The following is a 26,331-nucleotide window of genomic DNA, read 5'->3' as shown; positions in this document are numbered from 1 at the left end:
TTTATGCCCATGAAATCAATGTGTCATATTAAATAAAGTATGGCTCTTCGGCAAAACGAGAGATTGATTTCCGTTACGACTGGGCGCTTTGCCGCTGACGCTTCGCTTTCGCGCAGATAAAACATTTGTTGCTGTCGCTTCGCTTTCGCACAGATAAAACATTTGTTGCTGTCGCTTCGCTTTCGCACAGATAAAACATTTGTTGCTGTCGCTTCGCTTTCGCACAGATAAAACATTTGTTGCTGTCGCTTCGCTTTCGCACAGATAAAACATTTGTTGCTGTCGCTTCGCTTTCGCACAGATAAAACATTTGTTGCTGTCGCTTCGCTTTCGCACAGATAAAACATTTGTTGCTGTCGCTTCGCTTTCGCACAGATAAAACATTTGTTGCTGTCGCTTCGCTTTCGCACAGATAAAACATTTGTTGCTGTCGCTTCGCTTTCGCACAGATAAAACATTTGTTGCTGTCGCTTCGCTTTCGCACAGATAAAACATTTGTTGCTGTCGCTTCGCTTTCGCACAGATAAAACATTTGTTGCTGTCGCTTCGCTTTCGCACAGATAAAACATTTGTTGCTGTCGCTTCGCTTTCGCACAGATAAAACATTTGTTGCTGTCGCTTCGCTTTCGCACAGATAAAACATTTGTTGCTGTCGCTTCGCTTTCGCACAGATAAAACATTTGTTGCTGTCGCTTCGCTTTCGCACAGATAAAACATTTGTTGCTGTCGCTTCGCTTTCGCACAGATAAAACATTTGTTGCTGTCGCTTCGCTTTCGCACAGAGCAAAGCTTCCTTGGGGCGTCCGATGAGCCCCAAGGAGTCGCCCAGTCTCCACTCCAATCAACCAATCCATTTAGCAAGAATCCATTAATATTGAATAAGTGTTTTTATGTTTAAATCACCAATTTTTGCACGACCGTTTAGTTCTGTTAACTCGATAAGGAAGGCACAGCCAACAACCTGACCACCTAATTGTTCAACTAAACGTACTGTCGCTTCAATTGTACCACCAGTCGCAAGTAAGTCATCACAGATTAATACTTTTTGACCTGGTTTAATCGCATCCTTGTGCATTGTTAGCGTATCTTTACCATACTCAAGACCGTAGTCAGCACTTATCACTTCACGTGGTAATTTCCCTGGCTTACGAACAGGCGCAAAACCAATTTCAAGCGCATAAGCAACCGGGCATCCGATAATGAAGCCACGAGCCTCAGGACCTACCACAATTTCAGCACCTAGTTCTTTTGCGTAATTTACGATTTGATCTGTTGCATATTTGTATGCCGGACCGTTATCCATAATTGTTGTAATATCTTTGAAACTGATGCCCTCTTTCGGCCAGTTTTCAACCGTTGTTACGTATTGCTTTAAATCCATGTTGTTGTTCCTCCTACGAAACTTTTTCGTATATTAATGTAATCGTTCATCAAACCATTGTTTTAATTCTATATAAGGGGCATATACAAGCTTTTGCTCCATTTCAATCTGTTCTGAACGTTGTTTGTAAGACGGTGCCTCTGTAAGTGCTTGTTTTGGTGCATTCACGTTGACAGTCGTCAGTCCACTCTCCATTTTAACAAAATCAAGCTCAAAAAACACCTGTGTCATAAATTTTAATGCATCTAATGGCCAACCTGTATGCTTCGCTAATTCAGCCAAATGCATATTTAATGGAAAAGCAGGTCGATTTTTCAAAAATTTATAATACCAAGAGAATTGCTCACGCGTAGGCAATCCATTGAAATACTGTGAATCAGGCATGTAAAAGTGTGCATAAATACGGGAAGGTGCTGTTTTTTGTAATACATTTTCTAACAGTTGAACATTTTGTGGCAAATCTAATAATACGATATAATTGCTTTGATCTACATTCAAAAGCGTAGGATCGACTGCTAGAATCGGCACACCAATAAGAGACTGATAATAGGTCATCGTCTCTGAACGGAAGGCGATAAATGTCGCCTCCTCTTTCGGGACCGTATTTAACCAGCGTGAAGTTTGACGAATACCACGAATATCAAATAATTGCCATTCAGTCGTTTGAACATCCTCTATCATAAATTGGGCTTTTTTACGTCCCTGCCACTCGTTAATTTGTAAATCTCCTGTAAATGATACTTTTATTCCATATGTTAACTCGTCGTGTAGATGTCCTTTATTAAAACCGACACTATCCAATTTTTCATAGCCATCCGTCAATTCAATCTTTATATGATTTTCGGCTGCTCCAATTTTTCGCATGGAGGCTATTTCTACATCTTCAAGCACATAAACAGGCTTTGGAAAATCCGTACCATATGGACCAAGCGTGGAAATCTCTTCAATGGCATCAGCTGAAATTTCATCCATTTTTAGTGGTATATCAATATTGAGTACAGGTGTCAATTGCTCTTCGGATAAACAAGCTCTTGCTTGAGCATCTAAGCGGGATCTTAATTCATCAACATGTTCAATGGATAATGTCATACCGGCCGCCATAGGATGCCCACCAAAATGAGGCAATATATCTCGATTTTTCGCTAATTCGTTATATAAATGGAACCCTTCAATACTACGGGCTGAGCCTTTAGCTGTTCCTTTTTCATAGTCTAGTGAAAGTACAATTGTTGGGCGATAATAAAGTTCAACAAGACGAGACGCGACAATCCCTACTACTCCAGCATTCCAGCCTTCTCCAGCAATAACTAAAACGAGTGAATCCCCGATTTTTTTATCTGATTCAATAAGAGCAATCGCCTCATCTGTAATACTCTTTACGATATCTTTGCGCTCACTATTACACGTATTAAGCTGTTTCGCTAATGCTGTTGCCTTAGCATTATCCTCAGCCATTAATAGCTCTACACCTGGTGCCGCTTCTCCAAGTCGACCAACTGCATTTAAGCGCGGCCCAAAGTAAAAACCGATTGTTTCTTCGTTAATTTTTACTTGCTCTGCACTGGCTACTTCACACATTGCCTGTACCCAGGGGCTGAGTGAACGGCGCATTTCTTCTATTCCTCGTTTTACTAGGTAGCGATTTTCATCAACTAATGGTACTAAATCGGCTATTGTTCCAACAGCTACATATTCAATTAGATGCGTTGGCAGTTTCCCATATAGAGCATGGGCTAACTTAAACGCTACCCCCACACCTGCAAGTTCGCCAAATGGATAATGTCCTTCTGGTATACGAGGATGTAAAATAATATCGGCAGGTGGTAATTCATCGCCTGGTTCATGGTGATCTGTGACGATAACATCCATACCTAGTTCCTTCGCGACACGGATCGGGTCAATACCTGAAATACCATTATCAACTGTAATAATTAGTTGAACACCCTCGTCATGTGCTTCACGAAATAGCGCTTCATGGGGTCCATAGCCATGAATAAAACGATTCGGTATTTTAAACGATACATCGGCACCGAGATCAAGCAACACATTGAGCATGACCGTCGTGCTAGTGACACCATCGGCATCATAATCTCCATAAATTAACATTTTCTCTCCGTTTTCAAGGGCTTGCTCAATACGCGCCACAGCTTCTGCCATGCCATGCATTAAAAACGGGTCATGGATATTTGCTTCTGTCATATTTAATAAGCTCTCTGCGTCAGCAGTTGTTTCGCAGCCTCGCGCTGCTAAAATTTTCGCTGCAATCGCAGAAAGTTGTAGGTCATTTTGTAATGTTTGGACAAACTTAGCGTCTGGGTGCTCTACCTGCCATCTTTTTTTCGATAGGATCATCTTTTTCACTTCCTTACGTAGGCTATTATACAGAAAATCTAGCCTATCCGCACTATTTGTCAGAATGATAGTTTTATCCATCAGATTGTCAATTCAATCCGTCAGTTTTACTAAACTACCCGAAGGATAGAAGTCAGAGCGACGGATAGAACCGGCCAGTGATGGAAAGAGATTCAGAGTGACGGATAGAAGAGTCAAAGTCGTGGATAGAACCGTCAAAGCCTTGAATACCAGTCTCAAAAGAAAAAAGCCTACTCCGTTAAAGAGTAGACTTCTCGAGCTCACCTTTTGAAGCGGACACTAATGCCTCAACCTTCTCCAAATCACCTTCATGCAATGCTGTCACTATCGCACTGCCAACGATCACGCCATCACTAAGTGCCCCCATGCTTACTACTTGCTCTGGAGTTGAAATGCCAAAGCCTGCTAGTACTGGTATTTGGCTTACTTCACGTAAACGTGCAAAATGACCGTCTAAATCATTAGCAAAGCTTGTGCGGGCCCCTGTAATTCCATTGACTGTCACAGCATAGACAAAGCCTTGACTGGCAGCAGCAATACGTGCAATTCGCTCTGGAGGGCTTGTTAATGATACAAGCTGGACAATGTCGATACCATAAGGATTTAATTCATCATGTAAAATAGCACTTTCCTCTAGTGGTACATCAGGGACGATTAATCCTTTAACGCCCCCGGCCACACAAGCCTTAGCAAATGCCTCTAACCCATAAGCTAATACGGGATTAAAATAAGTCATGACAACTAACGGAACTTGAATTTCTTCTTTAAATGAAGCTAATGCTGCTAGCACTTTACGTAATGTTACGCCCTCTGCTAAAGCTCGTTCACCTGCCTGCTCTATTGTCGGTCCGTCTGCTACAGGATCCGAGAATGGTATGCCAACTTCAATTGCCGTTACACCTATTTGCTGCAGCTTCAGGATTGTAGGCTTCAAAGTTTCGAGACCCCCGTCACCCGCCATAATATATGGTACAAACGCTTTATTACCAGCGACCTTCATTTGTTCAATTGCCTGCTGTAGTGTTGTCATTATACATCTCCTCCTAATGCTTTACGGACAGTATGAACATCCTTATCTCCTCGGCCGGATAAGCACACAACGAGGATGTCATCTGTAGACATTGTCTTCGCGAGTTTTGCTGTATAGGCAATGGCATGAGAACTTTCTAAGGCAGGTAGTATACCTTCTGTTCTACAAAGTAACTGCAAGCCCTCGAGTGCTTCACTATCTGTAATCGAATCAAATTTAGCACGCCCAATATCATGTAAATAGCAATGCTCCGGTCCCTTCCCTGGATAATCTAGACCAGCTGAAATAGAGTGTGCTTCTTGCACAAAGCCATTTTCATCTTGTAATAAATACATGTATGCACCGTGTAACACTCCTAGCTGTCCACCTGCAATTGCTGCCGCATGCTTTCCTGTCTCAATGCCACTGCCTGCAGCCTCTACTCCGTATAGCGCCACAGTTTCGTCGTCGACAAAAGGATGAAACATACCAATTGCATTACTACCACCGCCTATACAGGCAACGACTGCATCTGGTAAACGTCCTTCCTTTTCTAAAATCTGCTTTCTAGTTTCAACACCAATGACGCGCTGGAAATCCCTTACGATTTTCGGAAATGGATGTGGTCCTAAAGCTGAGCCTAAAATATAATGAGTATCTTCAACATTTGTCACCCAGTAGCGCAGTGCTGCATTGACAGCATCCTTCAATGTTTTTGAACCGGTTTCTACAGACTCTACTTTTGTACCGAGTAGCTCCATGCGAAACACATTCAACTGTTGGCGTTTGATATCCTCTGCCCCCATAAATACAACACATTCAAGATTCAATAATGCGCATGCAGTTGCCGTTGCCACTCCATGCTGTCCCGCACCCGTTTCTGCCACTATTTTCCTTTTACCCATTCGTTTGGCAAGAAGCGCTTGACCAATCGCATTATTAATCTTATGGGCTCCAGTATGATTTAAATCTTCACGCTTTAAATAAACCTTCGCGCCACCTAGCTCTTTTGTTAAATTTTCTGCGTAGTACAACGGCGTCTCACGACCAACGTATTGTTGTAAATAATAGGCCAGCTCATCCGTAAATGTTTGATCATGCATTGCCTCATCATAAGCCGTCTCTAATTCTAACAAAGCAGTCATTAATGTTTCCGGAACAAATTGTCCACCATATTTTCCGTAACGCCCTTCCTTTGTGGGTACACTATTTGCTATTGAATTCGCCATTATGCTCTCCCCTTCTTTACTGCCTGTATAAATGCGGTTATTTTTGCTATATCTTTAACACCGTCCGTCTCCACACCACTCGATACATCTACCATAGATGGAGACACAAGTGATACCGCCTCTTCAATATTTTCAGCTTGCAAACCACCCGCTAAAATTAACTTTTCTCGCGGAATTCCTACCATCTCTAAGAGGGTCCAATCAAACGTGTGACCACTGCCACCTTTAAAATCTGTGCCTGGTGCATCAAATAAGTAGTAGTCTACATCATAGTTAGCAGCCATCTGAACATCTTCAGCACCTCTAACGGACAAAGCTTTAATGGCTGGATAACCTTGTTGACTTATAAACTCCGGAGATTCTTCCCCGTGGTATTGCACATAATCTAATGGCACTCCTTCTACCGCTGTGCGTAATTCCTCTGCGCTTGGATTAACAAACACACCAATTTTTAAAACGCCATTTGGCACATGTTTTACTAATTGCTGTGCCTGTTCAACCGTCACTCGTCGTTTACTTGGTGCAAAGACAAAACCAATTGCATCCGCTCCTATCTCTACTGCTGCCTGTACATGCTGTCGTTCCTTTAGTCCACAAATTTTTACCTTCGTCATACAAATGCCCCCACCTTATTGACCTGTAAACTTTTTAGCGCAGTACCTGCATCACCACTGCGCATTAATGACTCACCTACAAGAACGCCACTAGCTCCCATCGCTGCCACCGCTTTAGCGTCTTTTTGCGTCCAAATCCCACTTTCACTTATTAATACTTTCTCTTCTTCGAACTGAAAAGCTTGAGCAATTTCACGTGTCCGTTCTAAGCTCACCTCAAAGGTGCGTAAATCACGGTTATTAACGCCAATCAGTTTGGCACCAACTGCAATAGCACGCTCAAGCTCCTCAAGATCATGTACCTCTACTAACACCTCTAGATTTAAGCTTGTTGCATAGCTATATAGATCGCGTAATGCCTCATCTGTTAACGCGGCCACAATTAGTAAAATAATGGATGCACCTGATGCCTTTGCAAATCGAATTTGCACACGATCGATCATAAAATCCTTACAAAGAAGTGGCGTTTGAACAGCATTTGCAACTGCGGCTAAATCATCAAAGGAGCCTTTAAAAAACTCTTTATCTGTTAAAACAGAAATGGCCGCTGCCCCTGCTTCTGCATAAATTTTTGCTTGTGCCACCGGATCTGCCCCTTCTGCGATTAGCCCCTTTGAGGGGGAAGCACGCTTCATTTCAGAAATAACCTGTAATGTTTCAGCTTTTCGCAATCGCTCAAATAATGATGGACGCAGCTTTTCTGTAAAGTTCGCTAATGGGTCGGGCCGTTCAAGTAAAGCACCGACTTCTAGCTTTTTTTGTTCGAGAATTTTATTTAAGATATTCATTGTCGGACCTCCACTTCTTTAATATTCTCACTATAAGCAACGACTGCCTCTAATTTTCGTTGGGCACGCCCGCTAAAAATACTATCCTTCGCCATTTCTACACCTTCTTTAACGGTTTCAGCAATTCCATAGCTGAACAACCCAATACCAGCATTCAATAAAACTGTGTCAAAATAAGCACTTTGTTCACCAGCTAATAATTTACGCATAATAGCAGCATTTTCATCAGCATTGCCTCCACGAATAGCCTCTATTGGTGCATAGCTGAGCCCCGCATCCTCTGGAGTTAAAGAAAAAGGGATTAAGTCTCCCTTATCTACTAAGACAAAAGTATTTTGACCAGCTAATGACGCCTCATCTAAACCTAGTGGCCCCGAAACGACCATTGCACGTTCACGCCCGAGCATTTGTAATACGGAAGCATACTCCATGACAAAATTAGGACGGTTAATGCCTGTAAATTGCGTCGATAAAGGCACTGGATTCGTAAGTGGACCGACAAGATTAAAAATAGTTGGCTTGCCTAGTGCCCGACGAACCTCCCCAATCCTCTTTAATTTCGGATGCACATTTGGAGCATATAAAAAGGCAATTCCTTCTTTCTCTAACAGATCAACAGTTTGTTCAATGGAAATATTCGTATGAATACCGAGTGCCTCCAAAACATCAGAGCTGCCTGATGCCGAAGAAATTTTACGATTGCCGTGCTTCGTCATTTTGACACCTGCCCCTGCCAATACAAAGGCGCAAGTTGTACTTATATTAAATGTATTAAGACCATCGCCACCAGTACCGCAATTATCCATATAGACACCTGCTTTTGCTGGTACGTCTAGTGCAAAGGAACGCATAATTGTAGCTAATGCCGCTACTTCATGTGCTGTTTCACCTTTGGCAGATAATGCCGTTAAAAAGCTACCGATTTGTTCCTTCGGTGTGTCATCTTGGAACATCCATTTTGCTGCCTGTAGCATTTCCTCATACATTAAATGCTCTCGTTGTTGTACTTTTTGACGAATACCTTCCATTAGTGTTGACCTCCTTCTTTTTCAAGTAGTTGCAAAAATTCCTGTTCGTCCTTTTCTACTTGTTTTAATACTTCTTTGACGTTTGTGTATTTGGTTACCGTTACAGTTGATTGCATATGCATCGTTTCATTTTCTATAACAATGGATTTTCCTGTTAAAGCAAAATCAAGATGACCGTTAAAACCAATAAATCCAAGAGCTCCTCCAAATACCCCAGCAGTTTGACTAGATTTTTCTAAATAGTCCTTTGCCTGATCCTTTGGAATACCTGTTGATGCAAAGGATGGTAACGTCGCAGCTAAGACATCAAGTGCATGAAGCATCGGTAATATTTGACCCTCGACTCTCGATGTCATATGTAATGCATGCTTTGAACGCTCAATTCTCATCGCCTCAATGACTTGAATGGAATCTCGGAAGCACACAGACTGTAGCTCTTGTTGTACCGCAGAAACAAGTGCTTCATGTGACTTCCTAATATCTGTGTTTTCATATAGCTTTCGTTCATATTCTAAATCTTCACCTTTTGTGGAACCTCTAGGAAATGTCCCCTCTGTTGGTGTCATAATCACACGCTCACCTTTTACTCGAATTAGGCTTTCCGGAGAAGTTCCCAAGACAATATGATCCTCAAATTCTACATAATACATATAAGGAGCAGGATCCTTTTTACGCAACTGGCGATATAATGCGAAAGAATCTCCTTGGAACTTTGCTAAAAAACGCTTTGACAGCACGACCCTTGTAATATCTTCATCTAAATTAGCTTTGATAGATGTCAGGGATGTTACAAATTGTTCATTCGTAGTCGATTCAAAAGCTTCATAGCTACAAGTTGTATCCTCATCTTCCCTACCCTTTAACAGCTGCTCTGCCAGCTCCTCTAAATTTGGTTCTTTTTTTTCTGCATCAATATTTGTATGAATCAATGTAACCTCATCTGTTACATGATCAAATACAATGACTGTCTCATACACATGGAAATGCACATCTGGTAGCTGCACTTTATCCTGACTAGTCGATAATGTCGTTGTTGCAGCATGACCAACATAGCCAACAGCTCCGCCTGAAAACGGGAATTGTGTCGTATTGGATATACGTGGCATTAATCTTTTCAGTAACACAAAAAGATCGCCCTTATGTGTATATGTGTTTCCAGTCTTATATGAATATTCCTGAATCTCATCTCCAAAGCCTTTATACGTTTTTCTTGGATTTGCACCGATAAAAGAAAAACGTCCTGCTCCCTCATGCTGTGCTGAACTCTCAAGCAAAAATTTATGCTTCCCTTGTAGGCGTCTAAAAATTAAAATCGGCGTTAAAGAATCAGCATTAATGGTTTTCATTTTTGTTCTTGAACTCGTCGATAGCATTGTTACCAAACTCCTTTTTTAAATTTTCCCTATCTAACGTAAGACTTACAAATGTTTAGCTGCTGAATCGGTTTTTGTTGAAAAAAGGATCCTCATCATAGCGTAGGGTTGATTTCCGTTCCGACTGGGTGCTTTCCTAGGGACGTAGGGGCAACAAATTGTTTTCTGTGCGAAAGCGTAGTGCTAACGTAGCGACAGCAACAATTGTTTTCTGTGCGAAAGCGAAGTCTTCATCCCCTGCAAATAAAAACAATAAAAAAAGTCCCCTGCAAAAAGGATTTTTCCTAATTGCAGAGGACGATCATGACCGCGTTGCCACCTCATATTAGAGCATATTTGCTCTCCCTTATGTGCTCAGCTTAGTTCGTCAGTAAAATCGCCATATCTTTTGAGTTAATGACGAAAAGATTTGTTTTATCTAAGTCAAAGCACCCCCTTTAACGTGGGGAATCCGTTCGCTATTATAATTAGCGACTCTCATAAGTCCATTCACATAAGCTACAAATCAGTTTGCACCATCCACTGACTCTCTAAATTGCACACTTATGCTACTACTCTTATTCAACAATTTCTCAGCTATTCTCATCTAAACTCAGCTCATCTGTTCTAAGGTTGACCTCGCTCCCGAGATCATCTACCTTGTATCGAACAAAAAAGTTAGCCTTATTCTATGCCAAACTACGGAAATTGTCAATCAATTCAGAGAAAAAGAAAAAATGTTGAAAGAAATTTTGAAATTATATACAAAGGAAAAAGTCCCTCTATATATACCATAAAAAGGAACCTTAACTACCTACTTTTGAGTGTTTTTCAAGTATTGACCTCGTAAAAATATCAAGTTATAGTAATTCCAGAACATTTATTCTCTAATAAATAAAAGAAAGTAGGAACGAATATGTCCGTTCGTAAAAAACTAAATATCGGTTTTATTTCACTCACTTGTTTACTTTTATTATCAAGTATTATTTCATTTATTCAATTTAAGTCAGTAGAAGGAGACATTGTAGAGGTACTTGATCATAGAATCTTGCAAATCCAATTAACAGAGAATATACAGCAGGAGCTTGCCTCACAAGGACTCTTTTTACGCTCTTATATTCTAAATAATAAGGATGAGACTACAAAGTCAAATTTAGAGCGTTATGAAAAACTACTACCAGAGACGATTCAGGAGCTTTCCAACATTGTTCGCTCCGATTACACAAAAAATATTATGAAGCAAGTAACCAAATTACAGCAAGATTTACTAACAAGTTCTGAAAAAGCTGTACAAGCATTTAATAGTGGAAATACAGATTTAGCACTATCATACATAAATGGGGAAGTTACAAAAAGTAATAAAGAAATTTACTCTCTAACAAGTGATTTATTAAATTATCATGATGAACAGCTTGATAAAGTTAAGACAAGTGTTGTCCAAACAGTTGCACTAGCTATTATTATTTCAATTATCTTACTTGTTTTAAGTGCAATTGTTGGTTTATATTTTATGCATTTTGTAAAAAGCTACATTACTCAACCACTTCGTAAAGTGATTAACGCAGCCGATACATTAGCACAAGGCGATTTAACGATTGCTCAGCTTGAACATCACTCAAAAGATGAGATTGGTACACTTGCCACAGCAGTGAATGCATTAAAACAGAATTTATCTGTACTGCTTAAAAATGTTCAGGATAATGCTACACAATTATCTGCTGCTTCTGAAGAACTTTCCGCAAGCACTGTAGAAGTGACAACAACATCAAGCGACATTTCACATCGAGTACAAGACACGTCAAACCATTTATCTTCATCTGCTAGTGCCTCTCAACAAAGTGCTCTAGCTATGGACGAGACAGCTGCTGGTGTACAACGAATTGCTGAGGCTACTCAAAATTTGCATCACAATGCCATGAATATGACGCAGCTTGCCAATATGGGTGGTAAAACAATTACAACTGCCAAAGAGCAGATGGATACAATTTCTGAAGCTACTACACGAATTGCCGATTTAACGCAAAAGCTAAGTAAACAATCTGAGGAAATCGGTCAAATTACAAAAGTAATTACTACTATAACTGAACAAACAAATTTACTGGCACTCAATGCGGCTATCGAAGCAGCACGAGCTGGTGAGCACGGGAAAGGCTTCGCGGTTGTAGCAGATGAAGTACGAAAACTTGCTGAAGAATCCAATCAATCTGCTGGCCAAATTGTCGCCATTACAAATGAAATTCAAACCGATACAAGAAATGTAGCAGTTGCTGTGAATGAAGGCTTAGCATCTGTCCAGGATGGCGTAGCGAAAATTCATGAAGCCGGTGATGCATTCGATTCCATTACAAAATCTGTGCAAGCATTTACCGACCAAATTGAAGATATTTCAGCTACTTCAGAACAGATTTCAGCAAGTGCTGAAGAAGTAGCTGCCTCTGTAACAGAAATTGCAAATGGCGCGAACATTTCAGCGGGCAACTCACAAATGATCACTGAAGCAGTAGAGGAACAAGCTGCAACAATGCAGCAGGTGAATGAAGTAGCTGAGGAATTAAGCGACAACGCTCAGCAACTGCAGTCTTTACTACAACAATTTAAACTTTAATGGACGAAACAAAAAGAATCTGCTGCTTCCCCAAGAGAAAGCAAGCAGATTCTTTTTGTTACCATCTAAAAAAACAGGGAAAGAAAAGTTCCTTCCCTGTTTCGTATTAAGGTCTTTTGTTAAACAACTGGCTCATCAGTTCCCCATTGTTTTTTCTCTTTTTTGTGAATCTGACCATCTGATTTTTTCATTTCACGAATTTTTAATGAATACCAGATTTGTGCAGCAATACAAATTGAAGAATACATACCTGTTATTAAACCAATTAATAAAGCGATGGAGAAGTTTTGAATCGATGGTGCACCGAAAATAAGAAGTGCCACTACAACGATAATAACGGTTAACACTGTGTTAACAGATCGACCCATCGTTTGACGTAGTGATTTGTTGACGATATCCGCTAACACTTCACGGTCCTTAATCGTATCATATCGTCCTAAGTTTTCACGCATTCGGTCAAATGTAACTATCGTATCATTAATGGAGTAGCCGACAATCGTCAGAACAGCAGCAATGAACGTAATATCGACTTCTAAGCGCATAAAGCTGAAAACAGCAACAATCAAGAATACGTCATGTAGTAACGAGACAATTGCCCCAACACCCATGCGCCACTCGAAACGAATTGCTACATAGATAATGATACCGATAGCCGCAAGTGATAATGCTTTAATCGCATTTTTCACAAGCTCTTTACCGATAGTTGGAGACACTGTACTTATCCCAGGCTCATGACCATATTTTTCGCCTGCTTCTTTTTTGAATTTTAAAATTTCTGCTTGAGATAGATCATGTTTATAACGGATTACCGCAGAGCTACTCTTCTCACCTGTCAAAACGATATCTTCAGATGGGAAACCGATACTATCTACATATTTAGATACTTCCTCTTTAATCAACGTTTGATCTGCTTCAATTTGCACGCGAGTACCACTTGAGAAATCAATACCAAGGTTTAAGCGGAAAATACCAAGAACTACTAAACCAGCCACTAAAATAGCTAATGAGAATGTATAGAATTTCTTACGGTTGTGTACAAAGTCAAAGCGATCAAATTTTGTTGATAAATCTAATGTACCGATATTTTCATCCAAGCTATGTTGTGTAGATTTCGCGATACCAAACCATGCTGGATTGTTGAAATACCCACTGTTGACAAGTAAACCTAATAGTACACGAGAACCCCAAACAGCTGTTAGGAAGCTTAGTAAAATACTAATAATTAAAGTTGTTGCAAACCCTTTAACAGAGCTTGTCCCCCATTGGAATAATACAGCAGCTGCTAATAATGTAGTTAGCTGTGCATCGACAATTGCTGATAAAGACTGCTTCGAGCCAATTTGGAATGCTTGTTTAACCGAATGACCTACTCGTAGCTCTTCACGAATACGCTCTGCTGCTAAAATATTCGCATCAACGGCCATCCCTATACCGAGCACGATAGCTGCAATACCCGGAAGTGTTAACACTGCATTAATCCAGTCGAACACAACTAGTACTAGGAAAGTGAAAACGGCAAGTGTAATGATGGAAATAAGGCCAGGCAAACGGTAGTAGAATAGCATAAATAAGAAAATAATAACTACGCCCACCACACCAGCGAAAATTGTACTTTTCAGTGCTTGGTCACCGAATTGTGCACCAACTGAAGTAGAATAAATTTCGTTAAGTTTTACAGGAAGTGCCCCAGCATTTAAAATATCTGATAAATTTTTTGTTTCTTCAACAGAAAAGTTACCGCTAATCATTACATCTGTTGTATTTAATGTTTGGCTAACTGTTGCAGCAGATGCATAACGAGGCTTCGCTTTTTGTGATTCAGCTTTATATGAATCAACACCCTCTTCAAAGTCTAACCAAACAACAAGTAAATTTTGACCTGCAGGTTTAGCGGCAATTTTACTTGTAATATCGGCAAATTTTTTCGCATCCTTTAATGTTAGCGAAACAATTGGACGATTTTGCTGGTCAAAGGAATCATTAGCGCCACCTGGCTTTAAGTCATCACCATCTAAAAGCAAATTATCGTCAACATCACGGAATGTTAAATTTGCAGATGTAGACAATAATTTACGTGCTGATTCTTGGTCTTCGACACCAGCTAATTGCACACGAATACGGTTTTTGTCTTCAACCTGTATGCTTGGTTCACTTACCCCGATAGCATTGACACGTTCACCAAGAGCAGTTGCTGTTGCCGTCACAACATCCGGTGTAATTTTTTGTCCCTCTTTTAATTCTTTAACCTCATAAAGAACCTCAAACCCGCCCTGTAAGTCAAGACCAAGCTTAATGTCCTTTAAGACGCCGCCTGCAGTCGTACTAATGGTTGCTGTAAAAATCACCAAAAGTAGTACGAATGCAACTATACGACTTTTTAGTTTCATTTAAAAATCCTCCTCGAATTGGTGTAAGGCAATTCCTTACACTACAAACAAGTATAATAGCAAGTCCTTTTGAAACGTTTATTCCTCCTTTTCCTTTAGAATAATGTAGCCTGTGCTTCAAAAAGGTTGCTCTACTTATTTCAATCGTTCATAACGCGCAAATTTATCCCTGTTAAGCCTCCAAATTCAGATAAGAACTATAAGGAGGTTTGTCAGTAAAAATATTTATACAAATAAAAAAAGCGCAACATATTCATTATGAAACACGTTGCGCTTGGTGTCAATTCAACACTTTTAGTATTCTTTTATTATTTGACAAATTTCACACAGTCTTCTTAAGTTTTAACCGGACCAAGTAGCATTTTCAACTCTTCCGTATTCAATTCTGTAAACCAATCATTACTTTGTAAAAATTCTACTTGATTAAACGATACGATATCGGACGGTGATACCGCAAAGATAGTGGCGATGATTTCATATAAACGTAATTGTTCAATATTTTTTTTGCGCCATTTTTTTTCTACACAATAGCGCCATAGTTCTTCTGCTGTAATCGCATCGTATTGATAATGTTTAAACTCTTCCATCTTACTATCAATTGCCGGACGAATTTTTTCAAATAGTTGCTCATGTTGCATACTCATTTTGAATCATCTCCAATCAAAGTTGTATCGTAAGACATGTTTGCATACAAATAGTGTAAATGAATTTTTGTGGCTTGAGAAGGGACGGATGGCATGAGTTCTTTTGTACGAGGTACACTATTTTTAATGTTCGTGATTTTTTTATCGAAACTCTTTGGCTTCTTTTATAGAATGCAATTTATGCGTATCGCTGGTGAAGAGGCAGTCGGCATTTATATGACCGTCTATCCTGCGTTCATTTTCTTCATCTCACTCATTCAACTTGGACTACCTATCGCTGTGGCAAAAATTGTAGCAGAGTTACTAGCAAAAAACAAACGTGATAGCATCTTTGGTGTTATGCGTACGGCTATTCTTTGGTCATTTATTGGAATGATCATCTTTATGCCGATTGTTGCACTTACAATACCATATATCTCGACTACGCTTTTACATAATGAACATACGACATTTACGCTTTGGATTGCACTCTTTACTGTGCCAGTGGCAGTTGGCTCTGGGTTATTGCGTGCTTATTTACAGGGCATTGCGAAAATTACGCCAACAGCTTGGGCTCAAATGATTGAGCAAATTATCCGCATTAGCTTCATCACATTTACGATTCCTTTTGTGGCTGCCTATAATAATGCTGCTGTTACAGCAGCCTCTGCTATGGGTATTACGTTACTAGCTGAGGTCGTTGCTTTCTTGTATTTGTGGATGCATTATATTGTCTCAAAGAAAAAATTATCGGCACGAAAAAACAAAATTGAAGCTTATCCAGCTGCCCCGATGTTACGAATTGCCCTTCCTTCTGCTGGAAGCAAGCTGTTCGGATCATTTACTTGGTTTTTAGAGCCTATAATTTTTTTAAAGGCTTTAACGATGGCTGGATTGACAGCTTCAGCAGCAACAATTTTATATGGGGTTATTTCGGGTGTATTAGTCCCTCTATTATTATTCCCAGCTTTTGTATCTGCTGCACTTTCGATTGTCCTTATACCGGCTGTTAGCGACGCCGTTGCACGTCAGCATATACCGCTCCTACAGGAACGTATTTCTGTATCATTGCGACTATCTTCCTTGGTAGGCTGTGTTGCCGCCACGTACTTTTTCGTTCATGGCGACGAATTAGCTATGAAGCTCTTTCACTTACAAGAAAATCGTGGTTATGTGAAAATATTAGCTCCTATTTTTTATTTTTATTATATTCAAAGTCCATTGCATTCTATATTACAAGCAATTGGTGAGGCTCGTGCAGCAATGATGAACTCCATTTACGGAGGACTTGGTAAGCTCTTTGTCATGTTCGTACTTGCTTCTCAGCCTGGTATACAGGAAAAAGGTGCCGTTGTAGCAATTGGCTTTGGCGTTTTACTAACTTCTTTTTTGCATATTGCAACAGTAAGACAGCGTAAGAATTTACGTGCTGGCTTTAGAATGTTTGTTGTTCCTTATAGCTGCTTTATTGCCGTTTGTGTTACCCAGTATTTCCTGATGCAAATAATGCCACTCCCATTAATTTTGAGTAGCTGTGTAACCTTGTTTTTACTATTTACATTCTTGCTACTTTCCAATCAGTTACGCATAACAGATTTACGCTATCTTCGTAAGTTGGCCAAGAAAGTTTAAGTTTCTTTCAACTGGATATGTAGCCGATTATCCTCCCATATACAAAAAAATACAGCGCTACTATCCTGAATATTATTTTTAGCAAGCTCTGCCATTAACCAATCAACATCTTTATGCAATATCTTTAAATGCCTATCCTGAATATCACCGTCGATAATCAGTGGATAAACAAATGTCTTTTCATCTTTTTTGTAAACGGAAAGATTGCCAGAAGGCTCTAAATAGGCATAAGCTATATCTGTGACAGAAGCTATACCATTTTCACGTAATTGCTGGCATAAATCATCTAAATTATAGCGGTGCTTCCGCATTTCACTCTCTAGAATAATGCCGTCTCTCACAAGCAATGCCGGATCACCATCAACTAAGTCACGTATTCTTTTAAATTTAAGCGATAAAAAGGCACTACCGATTTGAATAATTAGCAAGATGATGATTGGCAAAATGGCATTAAATAAAGGATTTTCATAATCATCTAACGCAAAGGCAGCAACCTCTGCAATTAATACAAATACCACTAAATCGATAACAGATAATTCACCAACTTCACGCTTACCCATCAAGCGAAAAACGATGAGTATAAACACATATAAGAAACATGTTCTAAAAATAATCGTTAAATATTCTTCCATAACAGTCACCCCCTTATAATAAGGTGACCTTGCAAGTTATTTTTTATACAAAAAAGCCTTGTCAAAAATGAATTCTTACATTTTGACAAAGCTATTCATATTATGTAAGGCGTTGTCCACATATATGTTGGACAACGCCTTTAAGATCAATTTCGCCTTGGCGTAATTACGTTCGGATTTGAATTGTGTTCGCACAATTCATTCCTTTGAAAATCCGTGACATCCGCCGGAAGCTTTATCTTTATTCAGTAGGTGATGTGGAAATTTTCTACTGAATGAAGATAAAAATTTTAGTCATTTACAATACGCCCGATTGCTTGACGGTCAAATTTCACGCGAACATTTTCTGCAATTTTTAATGTTACAGCTGCGTCCTCAATTGAGTCAATTACACCATGTAAGCCACCGATAGTAATTACTTTATCTCCACGTTGCAAATTACCTTGCATATTTTGTGTTTCCTGTTGTCTTTTTTTAGCAGGACGGATTAAGATAAACCACATTGCAACGAACATTAATAGTATTGGTGCTAATCCTAGTAGTTGGTCCATAATTCTTGCCCCCTTTCCAATTCTCACTTGTTTAGTATAGACTATTTCACCCTAAAAAAGCGATGGACAAGCCCAAATTTTTTCTATATTACTAATATTTTTTCTATGATAGACAATAATTTGCTAGAAATTTTCACAATTCACTCAGAACTGCATGTGTTTTTTACTAAATTATACAAATGATTGAGCACATTCTGTTATAGGCACACACTTTCTAAGGTTGAATGCCGACTGTTTGTTGTAACACGATAAGTTCAAAGATCGATTCTATTCGCTTTATCGACTCACCGTGTTCTCATCAACAAACCCTATTGTAAATGTCTCAACTTACGGTGAAGATCACTTTTTTGACTAGAAGTTTTTCGCATTTGGTCCATTAAAGCCGTATTTCTCGAAAAATTCTTCTCGGAAATCGCCAAGACGATCTTCACGGATTGCCTCACGTACTTGCTCCATTAGTTTCAATAGGAAGTGTAAGTTATGGTAAGTCGTTAAACGGATGCCAAATGTTTCTTCCGTACGTATTAGATGACGGATATACGCGCGTGAATAGTTTTTACATGTATAGCAATCACAGTTCGGATCAATTGGCCCGAAATCACGTGCATATTTTGCATTTTTAACAACTAAACGACCTTCTGATGTCATTAATGTGCCATTACGGGCAATACGTGTTGGTAATACACAGTCAAACATATCAATGCCTCGAATAGCACCATCAATTAATGAGTCTGGTGACCCTACACCCATTAAATAACGTGGTTTATTAGTTGGCATTAATGGTGTTGTAAACTCTAATACTCGGTTCATGACGTCCTTAGGCTCACCAACAGATAACCCTCCAATTGCATAGCCAGGGAAATCTAATTCAACTAGTGCTTCTGCAGAACGACGGCGTAAATCCTCGTATTCTCCCCCTTGAATAATACCGAATAAACCTTGTTCTTCTGGACGATTATGTGCCTCTTTACAACGTTTAGCCCAACGCGTAGTACGGTCTACTGATTGTAGCATATAGTCATATGTCGCTGGGTAAGGTGGACATTCATCAAATGCCATCATAATATCTGAACCTAAATCATTTTGAATTTCCATCGCCTTTTCTGGACTTAAAAACAATTTATCTCCATTCAAATGATTGCGGAAGTGAACCCCTTCTTCTTCGATTTTACGGAATTGGCTAAGTGAGAACACTTGAAATCCACCTGAATCTGTTAAAATTGGGCGATCCCAGTTCATAAATTTATGCAAGCCCCCTGCTTCCTTCACAATATCATTACCTGGTCGGAGCCATAAATGATACGTATTTGACAGAATAATACCTGCATTCATTTCTTTTAATTCCTCAGGTGACATTGTTTTAACAGTTGCTTGTGTACCAACAGGCATAAATGCTGGCGTTTCAAAAGAGCCATGCGGCGTATGCACGATGCCAAGGCGTGCTCCTGTTTGCTTACAAGTATGAAGTAGCTCATAACGAATTGCTGGTTGTGTCATATTATAAAAAATTCCTCTCTTATCTAAAGTAAAAACAGTACTCCGATTTTTTCTTTATTCTCCTTTTGGACGAATAAACATAGCATCACCAAAGCTAAAGAAGCGATATTTTTCTTCTACAGCTTGTTGATAAGCACTTAAAATTGTTTCTCTTGTCGCAAATGTACTAACAAGCATTACAAGGGTCGATTTTGGTAAATGGAAGTTTGTGATTAAACCATCCACAACCGTAAATTCATATCCCGGATAAATGAAAATAGACGTCCAACCTTGTTCTGCTCGCACTTCACCTTCATATTTAGAGCCGATAGTTTCTAATGTACGTGTAGAGGTTGTACCAACTGCAATCACTTTTCCACCGTTACTCTTTACTCGGTTTATGATAGATGCGGCTTCTTCCGTTACACTATAAAATTCGGCATGCATTGCGTGATTTTCAATTGAATCTACACTTACAGGACGGAAAGTTCCAAGTCCCACATGTAACGTGATAAATACAACTTCGACCCCTTTTGCTTTTACTTGCTCTAGTAATTCTTCTGTAAAATGCAGGCCTGCAGTTGGTGCTGCAGCTGAGCCACGCTCTTTTGCATAAACGGTTTGGTAACGATCCTTGTCCTCTAATTTTTCACGGATATATGGAGGTAGTGGCATCTCACCAAGTCGCTCTAAAATTTCATAAAAAATCCCATTATATTTAAACTCAAATGTACGTCCACCATGATCAAGCTCTCCTGTACAAGTAGCTGTCAGTAAGCCATCTCCAAATGTTACAACTGTGCCGACTTTTACACGTTTAGCTGGTTTAACAAGTGTTTCCCATTCATCCGTACCTGCCATTTGCTTTAATAGCAGTACCTCTATATGAGCACCAGTTTCCTCTTTAACGCCCATTAAACGCGCTGGTAAGACTCTTGTATCATTTAACACAAGGCAGTCTCCAGCTTGTAGCTCATCTAAAATATGAGCAAAATGATGATGCTCAACATTTTGCGAGCCTGGCGTCACGACCATTAAACGACTAGCTGTACGGTCCAAAAGTGGTGTTTGTGCAATAAGCTCTTCTGGCAATTCAAAATCAAAATCTTCTACACGCATGAAAATACTTCCTTCTTCTAGGTTTGTTGGGGATATTCATATCCAAAATGTTCGTAGGCTAAATGTGTTGCCACACGTCCACGTGGCGTCCGTTGTATAAAGCCAATTTGCATCAAATATGGCTCGTACACATCCTCTATCGTTACGCGTTCCTCGCCAATAGATGCTGCCAACGTATCTAAGCCTACAGGGCCACCACGGAAGCGCTCAATCATATTGGTCACAAGTTTATGGTCAATATGGTCAAGCCCTCTAGGATCGACTTGTAATAGCTCAAGCCCTTGCTTAGCAAGTCCTTCCGTTATCATACCATCTCCAAGCACCTGTGCATAATCTCGCACTCGTTTAAGCAAACGGTTAGCGATACGGGGTGTACCACGCGAGCGTGTCGCCATTTCAAGAGCTGCTACTTGCTCAATATCAACATCAAATAAATGCGCACTACGTACGACAATTTCTGCAAGTGAAGTATGATCATAATACTCCAATCTTAATAATACGCCAAAGCGATCCCTTAATGGTGCAGATAATGCGCCTGCCCTTGTTGTTGCACCAACGAGTGTAAATGGCGGTAAATCAAGTCGTACAGAACGCGCTTCTGGGCCTTTACCAACGACAATATCTAAACAAAAATCCTCCATAGCAGGATAAAGAACCTCTTCTATTGCACGAGGTAGGCGATGTATTTCATCGATAAATAGCACATCCCCTGGCTCCAGTGAGCTTAAAATAGCTGCTAAATCTCCAGGACGTTCGATCGCAGGGCCGCTAGTCATGCGCACATTGACATTCATTTCATTAGCAATGACAGCAGCTAAGGTAGTTTTACCAAGTCCAGGCGGTCCATATAACAGCACATGATCTAAACTTTCCTGACGAAGCTTTGCCGCTTCAATGAAAATTTGTAAATTTTCCTTTACCTTATGTTGACCAATGTATTGTGCTAACCTTTGTGGTCGTAAAGATAATTCAAACTGTTCATCATAGTTACCTGCCTCACTAGCCATCATACGTTCAGACATGTACTTTCCCCCCTTTCACTATTTTAACTTTAATAGCAATTGTAATGCTTGTTTCATAAATGCATCTGTTGTTTCGAGTTTGTCATTTTCTTCAAGCTGTGGACGTATTTTTTCAAGTTCTTTTTCAGAATAACCAAGTGCCATTAAGGCAAGAATGGCTTCTTCGAGCTCATGTTTATATGGATTCACCCCAAATAACGGTAGCTCATCTTCTGTACTCGGTAGCTCAATAGTCTCCAACAATCCGCCAAGTTTACCCTTTAAATCTAGAATCATTTGACGTGCCGTTTTCTTACCCACACCAGGAAACTTTACTAAAAACGATTCATCTTCTCGTTCAATGGCACTGATAACCTGTTGCGGATTCCCAGTAGCTAAAATAGCAAGTGCACCCTTCGGTCCAATTCCTGACACTAAAATAAGTTTACGAAACAGCTCTCGTTGGTCTAAATTTGGAAAGCCATATAACACTTGTGCATCCTCACGTACATGCAAGTGAACAAAAATTTGTTGTTCAAGTGCCGATGTCCTGAACGCAAATGGATTTGGTGTATTCAGCTGCCAGCCAATCCCTTGCTGTTCAAGGACGATATACTCAGGAGTTATACGCTTTACTTGTCCTTTTAAATAATCATACATTCTATAATCCCTCACAATCATCGTCTTCGATTATAGCATATAGCGAACGAATGCTCGACTATAACAAATGCGCTAAAGCGCTCGTTTACATCCGACAAGCGCTGGAGAGCCCGAAGCAAAAGTAAGCGATCCACCACTTTTGCCCGAGGGATCGAAGCGACCTCGAGGATATAGCGCTTTAGCCTAGACGAATACTATGCTCTAGGTTATCCATAAATAAAAACCTATAATTTCCTTAACATTTAGAAATAGCAAAAGTAGTCGTTCACACACAAAAATGACCGCCTAAAGACGGTCATTTCTTCATCATTCTATCAATATCGTACCACAGTTTTGGCCAATATGTGAGGGCTCGTTTTGTAAACGGCACTAAATAATCTAAAAATATCAGCTGTTGATCTAATGGTAAATCCACTGCAAAAAGCCATTCACGCAATAGCTCATTTGGATATTTTAAACGATGTAGCTTTCTTTTATCTAAGCGTTTCAGTTCTGGTAGTTCTGCAAATATTTTACCAAGGTCATAATCTATAGCGGGCAGTACACGATGTAACCATAAAATATATTCATCATCCGCTTCTCCAAGGTGAGCCAAATCAAAATCAATTAAACGCAATTTCCCATCTGAGCACCATAAAAAATTATGATGAACAACATCTCCATGTAAAAGCGTTATTTCTTTTTCGGATATATCCTCCAGAGCGATTAGCTGTAGCGACTTCTCACTATAGTGTAAAATTTGGTCGATCTCTTCTTTCGTTAAAAATGCCCGAAATTCATTTCGTCTACTTTTAAAACGCATATGACGCATTTGCCATTTTAAAAGCTGTGAATAGGTGTGCAAGCCAGGCATCCGCTGCCAAGTAGTTTTTTTATGTGTTTCATGTAAGGTATTTAATAACTTAAGCGATTCCTTCCGGTCTTTTTCATGTGCAAAATTAGCACTATGACTCCCTTCTTGCCAAACTTGCACGATTAAATACTCATCATCACTTTTCATTAAAGGTAAGATCAGCGATGGCTCAAGACGTCCTAGCTGTCGATGAATCCCCCTCACCTTTTCTGCTATTTCTAACTGCTTTGCACGTTTCACAAAATAATTATTTGATTGATATTTATACTTCCAAATATTCGGCTTTACTTCTTCAACGATATACGCTTTTTTACCATCGATAAGGCGTCATCCCGCCTGGGAAAAAGTGCGGTGTCATCCATGGTCCTACCGACGAATACGGCATTGGGCAATGTGATGGACATGGCATTGGACATGGCGGTGGGCACGGTGGTGGACAGTGACATGGATCCATTTGCCAATTTGGCATCATGACTGGTTGTGATTGACAACCACAGGACTGCTCCATTTCCATCTCTGGCATAGGCTCAAATTCAGGCTTCATTGGGAAGAATGGAGATGTACTAGATTCTAAGAAATTCTCCATCCCAGCAACTTGACCGCTTGGCATTTCACATGTTGTTGGTTGCTCCGGCATCGTATAAGCCTCTACTTGCGATTCCATTGGCATTTGCATTGGCATTGGCCACCACATATGATGATGTACTGGCTGATGGCAGCTTGCACAATGTGGTACTGCCGGCATTTGTGGCATGATAAAAATCGGTTGCGGCATTGGTGCTGGTGGTGGCGGTAGTTCCGGTTGTGCTATAGGCTGTGGTGGTGGTTGAATTTGAATTGGTGATACAGTTTGATTTTGCTCTACGTGTGGCATGACAACTTGTTGATTCCAGCTAAGCTCAACAGGCGCTTGCTGAGGCATCGGCATCGGCATTGGATAAGGAATTGGGATCATCTGTGGTTCTGGCATCGGTGGTGGTGGTACAACAACCGGTGGAGGCATCGGTCTCTGAATCTCTTTTTCTTTAACGTGCTTTATAGGTGACTCCTTATGCATATGTTCCTTGTGCCCTTCTCTATGTCCCCCCTCTCTATGCATTCCCCAATCTGTTTCTCGATGCGGTTCTCTATGCGGTTCTTTGTTTATTTTTTCAGGTAGGATAATTTCCATGCCCGGTACAATATAATCTGGATTAGCAAGATGAGCATTGAGCCGTTTTAAATCTTCAAACGAAACGCCATACTCTTTCGCAATCTTCCACAACGTATCTCCCTTTTGAACAATATGAATACGCAATTTTTTCCTCCCTTCTTCTCTACGTATCATATGTTCAATGTTTCATTTGGATACAAAAAATTCACGCATGTAGGAAATGCTTCATGGTACACTAGGTTTTAAGGAAAACGGCTTCCTTTATTACAGGCAGAGGTGATCTCTTATGAAAAAAATGTTAGGCGAAGAACGCCGACTGCAACTTCTTACACAGCTAAAAAAAAGTACAGCACCTATAACAGGGACGGACTTAGCTAAATTCGCTAATGTTTCAAGGCAAGTCATTGTCAATGATATGACATTATTAAAGGCTAGAAATGAACCTATTATTGCAACTAGCCAAGGATATCTTTATATGCATCAGGAACAATTACATCAAACTGTTGAGCGTACAATTCCTTGCTTCCACACCTCAGAGGATGCAGAAGACGAACTTATGACAATAGTTGATTGCGGTGGTACAGTAAAAAATGTTATTGTTGAACATCCTATTTATGGCGAAATTACCGCTTCTATTATGGTCGCTAACCGACATGAGGTAAAAAAATTTATTCAACGTGTTAACGAAACAAAGGCAAGTTACTTATCTGAGCTAACGGGTGGTACACATCTTCATGTTATTTCTGCACATTCTGTTGAAACTTTAGATTTAATTGAGCTAACTTTACAAAAAAAAGGGTATTTAGTTGTAGATCAATAATTCAACAAACTTTGCTTCAAGAACGTGTAAAATCAAATAATTGATTAATAGCAGCTAGCCTTTACGGAGACTAGCTGCTTTCTGTTTATATGTACCATAAAATTATCTTTTAATAATTATGAAGCTTATTAAAAAGAGCTATCCGCTTTATAAATTGGATGGCTCTTTTTGTTGAAAAACTATATGTCAATGGAATTAAGATATTAAATAAAGTATAGCTCTTCAGCAAATCAACCACTGCACATAGCATGTATCTTCTAGCATGTCACAAACAATGTATTATATATGCGAAAGCGAAGCGACAGCCATTTGTTTATCTGCGCGAAAGCGGAGTGTTAACGAAGCGGCAGCGGCAACAACAAATGCTTTTCTATACGAAACTGCAGTATCAACAGATTTACAGTAGCGTCACTGTTATAAGCCTATTCCGTTTGATTATGGTAAGTAGCCATAGCATTCATTTTTGAAATGCATAAAATTTATAAAACTTATATGCTATCGCTGATTGGAGTAGAAGTCTACTCGGCGCTCACCAACAGGAAAGCGAGTAGCTTGGAACAGAAATCCCCCTCATTTAAAGCGTCACAGCATTCTCAAAATTTCGTTTTCCAACACTATGAGCTATCCACTTAAACTGGATAGCTTCAGAGTTAGAGAAATCTTTTTCGCTGTGAAGGTGTTGGCAATAAGCATACTTCTTTTCGTCCAAAAAGACGATACCTATTTTTTGCAAATAATCGATACATTTTATTTCGTATAGATGGAGGAATCGTGATAAAAATATAACAAACAGGCCAAAAACTATCTAATCTCCTACAGATTTTAAGTGCTGCTGTGGATTCAAAATATGCCTTTCCATGCTCAATTAATATGACACTATCTATATTTTTTGGTACTTCGTATTGTGCAAGTAATGCCTGCCCTGCATCACTTTGGATGGATGCAAATTTAAAATATGCTGCTTCATCATGTTTGATAATAAATTGCACACTGCTATCACAAAAATTGCACACTCCGTCAAACAAAATAATGCCACCCACAACGA

The 26,331-nt window shown here is 39.7% G+C and carries 25 protein-coding genes and 1 other annotated feature; of the genes, 5 read left to right on the top strand and 20 right to left on the bottom strand.

Features of this window, described 5'->3' with window-relative positions; translation table 11 throughout:
• Nucleotides 1-23 precede the first annotated feature (23 nt).
• The 9 genes from AN161_RS20455 to AN161_RS20415 all read right to left on the bottom strand — a co-directional run bounded on the left by AN161_RS20455 (nt 24) and on the right by AN161_RS20415 (nt 9,795).
• Entirely contained in the window at nt 24-854 is an 831-nt protein-coding gene (locus AN161_RS20455; RefSeq protein WP_053596176.1) for a hypothetical protein, read from the bottom strand.
• 14 nt (nt 855-868) lie between these two features.
• Nucleotides 869-1,381, bottom strand: a complete 513-nt coding sequence (locus AN161_RS20450; protein ID WP_053596175.1) for an adenine phosphoribosyltransferase — start codon at nt 1,379-1,381, stop codon at nt 869-871.
• Between the two features lie 33 nt (nt 1,382-1,414).
• Nucleotides 1,415-3,733, bottom strand: a complete 2,319-nt coding sequence (gene recJ / locus AN161_RS20445) for a single-stranded-DNA-specific exonuclease RecJ (protein WP_053596174.1) — start codon at nt 3,731-3,733, stop codon at nt 1,415-1,417.
• Between the two features lie 259 nt (nt 3,734-3,992).
• The gene (trpA, locus tag AN161_RS20440) at nt 3,993-4,784 is read right to left on the bottom strand and encodes a tryptophan synthase subunit alpha (RefSeq protein WP_053596173.1); all 792 of its coding nucleotides are present in this window, start codon (nt 4,782-4,784) and stop codon (nt 3,993-3,995) included.
• On the bottom strand, nt 4,784-5,992 hold the full coding sequence (trpB, locus tag AN161_RS20435) for a tryptophan synthase subunit beta (protein WP_053596172.1): 1,209 nt from the start codon (nt 5,990-5,992) through the stop codon (nt 4,784-4,786). The genes trpA and trpB overlap by 1 nt, the downstream gene beginning before the upstream one ends.
• On the bottom strand, nt 5,992-6,606 hold the full coding sequence (locus AN161_RS20430) for a phosphoribosylanthranilate isomerase (RefSeq protein ID WP_053596171.1): 615 nt from the start codon (nt 6,604-6,606) through the stop codon (nt 5,992-5,994). Before AN161_RS20430 ends, trpB begins: the two co-directional genes overlap by 1 nt.
• Nucleotides 6,603-7,394: an indole-3-glycerol phosphate synthase TrpC gene (trpC, locus tag AN161_RS20425; protein ID WP_053596170.1), complete on the bottom strand. Its 792-nt coding sequence runs from the start codon at nt 7,392-7,394 to the stop codon at nt 6,603-6,605. The genes AN161_RS20430 and trpC overlap by 4 nt, the downstream gene beginning before the upstream one ends.
• On the bottom strand, nt 7,391-8,422 hold the full coding sequence (gene trpD / locus AN161_RS20420; RefSeq protein WP_053596169.1) for an anthranilate phosphoribosyltransferase: 1,032 nt from the start codon (nt 8,420-8,422) through the stop codon (nt 7,391-7,393). Before trpD ends, trpC begins: the two co-directional genes overlap by 4 nt.
• Nucleotides 8,422-9,795 carry a chorismate-binding protein gene (locus AN161_RS20415; protein WP_053596168.1) on the bottom strand — a complete coding sequence of 458 codons (1,374 nt, stop codon included), beginning with the start codon at nt 9,793-9,795 and terminating at the stop codon, nt 8,422-8,424. Before AN161_RS20415 ends, trpD begins: the two co-directional genes overlap by 1 nt.
• Nucleotides 9,796-9,953: 158 nt before the next feature.
• On the opposite strand from AN161_RS20415, the gene AN161_RS29905 reads away from it, so the two are divergent.
• Nucleotides 9,954-10,124 (top strand): hypothetical protein, encoded by a 171-nt coding sequence (locus tag AN161_RS29905; protein WP_158003077.1) that lies wholly within the window; start codon nt 9,954-9,956, stop codon nt 10,122-10,124.
• Nucleotides 10,086-10,369: a binding site (T-box leader), on the bottom strand. It overlaps the preceding gene by 39 nt.
• Before the next feature lie 321 nt (nt 10,370-10,690).
• Nucleotides 10,691-12,379, top strand: a complete 1,689-nt coding sequence (locus AN161_RS20410) for a HAMP domain-containing methyl-accepting chemotaxis protein (protein WP_053596167.1) — start codon at nt 10,691-10,693, stop codon at nt 12,377-12,379.
• A gap of 119 nt (nt 12,380-12,498) precedes the next feature.
• Here the strand turns inward: AN161_RS20410 and secDF are convergent, their stop codons facing one another.
• Both secDF and AN161_RS20400 read right to left on the bottom strand, forming a co-directional pair.
• Entirely contained in the window at nt 12,499-14,766 is a 2,268-nt protein-coding gene (gene secDF / locus AN161_RS20405) for a protein translocase subunit SecDF (RefSeq protein ID WP_053596166.1), read from the bottom strand.
• Nucleotides 14,767-15,101: 335 nt separating this feature from the next.
• Nucleotides 15,102-15,410 (bottom strand): post-transcriptional regulator, encoded by a 309-nt coding sequence (locus AN161_RS20400; protein ID WP_053596165.1) that lies wholly within the window; start codon nt 15,408-15,410, stop codon nt 15,102-15,104.
• 93 nt (nt 15,411-15,503) lie between these two features.
• Between AN161_RS20400 and AN161_RS20395 the strand changes: the two genes are divergently transcribed.
• Nucleotides 15,504-17,021, top strand: coding sequence for an oligosaccharide flippase family protein (locus AN161_RS20395; protein ID WP_053596164.1), 1,518 nt, complete (start codon nt 15,504-15,506; stop codon nt 17,019-17,021).
• Here the strand turns inward: AN161_RS20395 and AN161_RS20390 are convergent.
• The 8 genes from AN161_RS20390 to AN161_RS20355 form a co-directional block, all read right to left on the bottom strand.
• Nucleotides 17,018-17,653 carry a DUF421 domain-containing protein gene (locus AN161_RS20390; RefSeq protein WP_053596163.1) on the bottom strand — a complete coding sequence of 212 codons (636 nt, stop codon included), beginning with the start codon at nt 17,651-17,653 and terminating at the stop codon, nt 17,018-17,020. The two genes, AN161_RS20395 and AN161_RS20390, sit on opposite strands and share 4 nt — an antisense overlap.
• Before the next feature lie 290 nt (nt 17,654-17,943).
• Nucleotides 17,944-18,204, bottom strand: coding sequence for a preprotein translocase subunit YajC (yajC, locus tag AN161_RS20385; RefSeq protein ID WP_053596162.1), 261 nt, complete (start codon nt 18,202-18,204; stop codon nt 17,944-17,946).
• Nucleotides 18,205-18,555: 351 nt separating this feature from the next.
• Nucleotides 18,556-19,701, bottom strand: coding sequence for a tRNA guanosine(34) transglycosylase Tgt (gene tgt, locus AN161_RS20380; RefSeq protein WP_053484805.1), 1,146 nt, complete (start codon nt 19,699-19,701; stop codon nt 18,556-18,558).
• Between the two features lie 54 nt (nt 19,702-19,755).
• Complete coding sequence (gene queA / locus AN161_RS20375) at nt 19,756-20,799, bottom strand: tRNA preQ1(34) S-adenosylmethionine ribosyltransferase-isomerase QueA (protein WP_053596161.1); 1,044 nt, start codon at nt 20,797-20,799, stop codon at nt 19,756-19,758.
• 17 nt (nt 20,800-20,816) lie between these two features.
• Entirely contained in the window at nt 20,817-21,821 is a 1,005-nt protein-coding gene (gene ruvB / locus AN161_RS20370) for a Holliday junction branch migration DNA helicase RuvB (protein WP_053596160.1), read from the bottom strand.
• 18 nt (nt 21,822-21,839) lie between these two features.
• On the bottom strand, nt 21,840-22,460 hold the full coding sequence (ruvA, locus tag AN161_RS20365; protein ID WP_053596159.1) for a Holliday junction branch migration protein RuvA: 621 nt from the start codon (nt 22,458-22,460) through the stop codon (nt 21,840-21,842).
• 295 nt (nt 22,461-22,755) lie between these two features.
• Nucleotides 22,756-23,553, bottom strand: coding sequence for a phosphotransferase (locus tag AN161_RS20360; RefSeq protein ID WP_053596158.1), 798 nt, complete (start codon nt 23,551-23,553; stop codon nt 22,756-22,758).
• A 70-nt stretch (nt 23,554-23,623) separates the two neighbouring features.
• Nucleotides 23,624-24,610: a LysM domain-containing protein gene (locus AN161_RS20355; protein ID WP_053596157.1), complete on the bottom strand. Its 987-nt coding sequence runs from the start codon at nt 24,608-24,610 to the stop codon at nt 23,624-23,626.
• A 142-nt stretch (nt 24,611-24,752) separates the two neighbouring features.
• On the opposite strand from AN161_RS20355, the gene AN161_RS20350 reads away from it, so the two are divergent.
• Both AN161_RS20350 and AN161_RS29900 read left to right on the top strand, forming a co-directional pair.
• The gene (locus AN161_RS20350; RefSeq protein ID WP_053596156.1) at nt 24,753-25,286 is read left to right on the top strand and encodes a transcription repressor NadR; all 534 of its coding nucleotides are present in this window, start codon (nt 24,753-24,755) and stop codon (nt 25,284-25,286) included.
• Between the two features lie 262 nt (nt 25,287-25,548).
• The gene (locus AN161_RS29900) at nt 25,549-25,692 is read left to right on the top strand and encodes a hypothetical protein (protein WP_158003076.1); all 144 of its coding nucleotides are present in this window, start codon (nt 25,549-25,551) and stop codon (nt 25,690-25,692) included.
• Between the two features lie 244 nt (nt 25,693-25,936).
• On the opposite strand, the gene AN161_RS20345 is transcribed toward AN161_RS29900, so the two are convergent.
• Nucleotides 25,937-26,326 (bottom strand): thiol-disulfide oxidoreductase DCC family protein, encoded by a 390-nt coding sequence (locus AN161_RS20345; protein ID WP_053596155.1) that lies wholly within the window; start codon nt 26,324-26,326, stop codon nt 25,937-25,939.
• Nucleotides 26,327-26,331 lie beyond the last annotated feature (5 nt).

It is taken from the genome of Lysinibacillus sp. FJAT-14222 (genome assembly GCF_001278875.1).
GTDB classification, from domain to species: Bacteria; Bacillota; Bacilli; order Bacillales_A; family Planococcaceae; genus Lysinibacillus; species Lysinibacillus agricola.
This window is presented reverse-complemented; position numbering and strand designations above follow the sequence as displayed.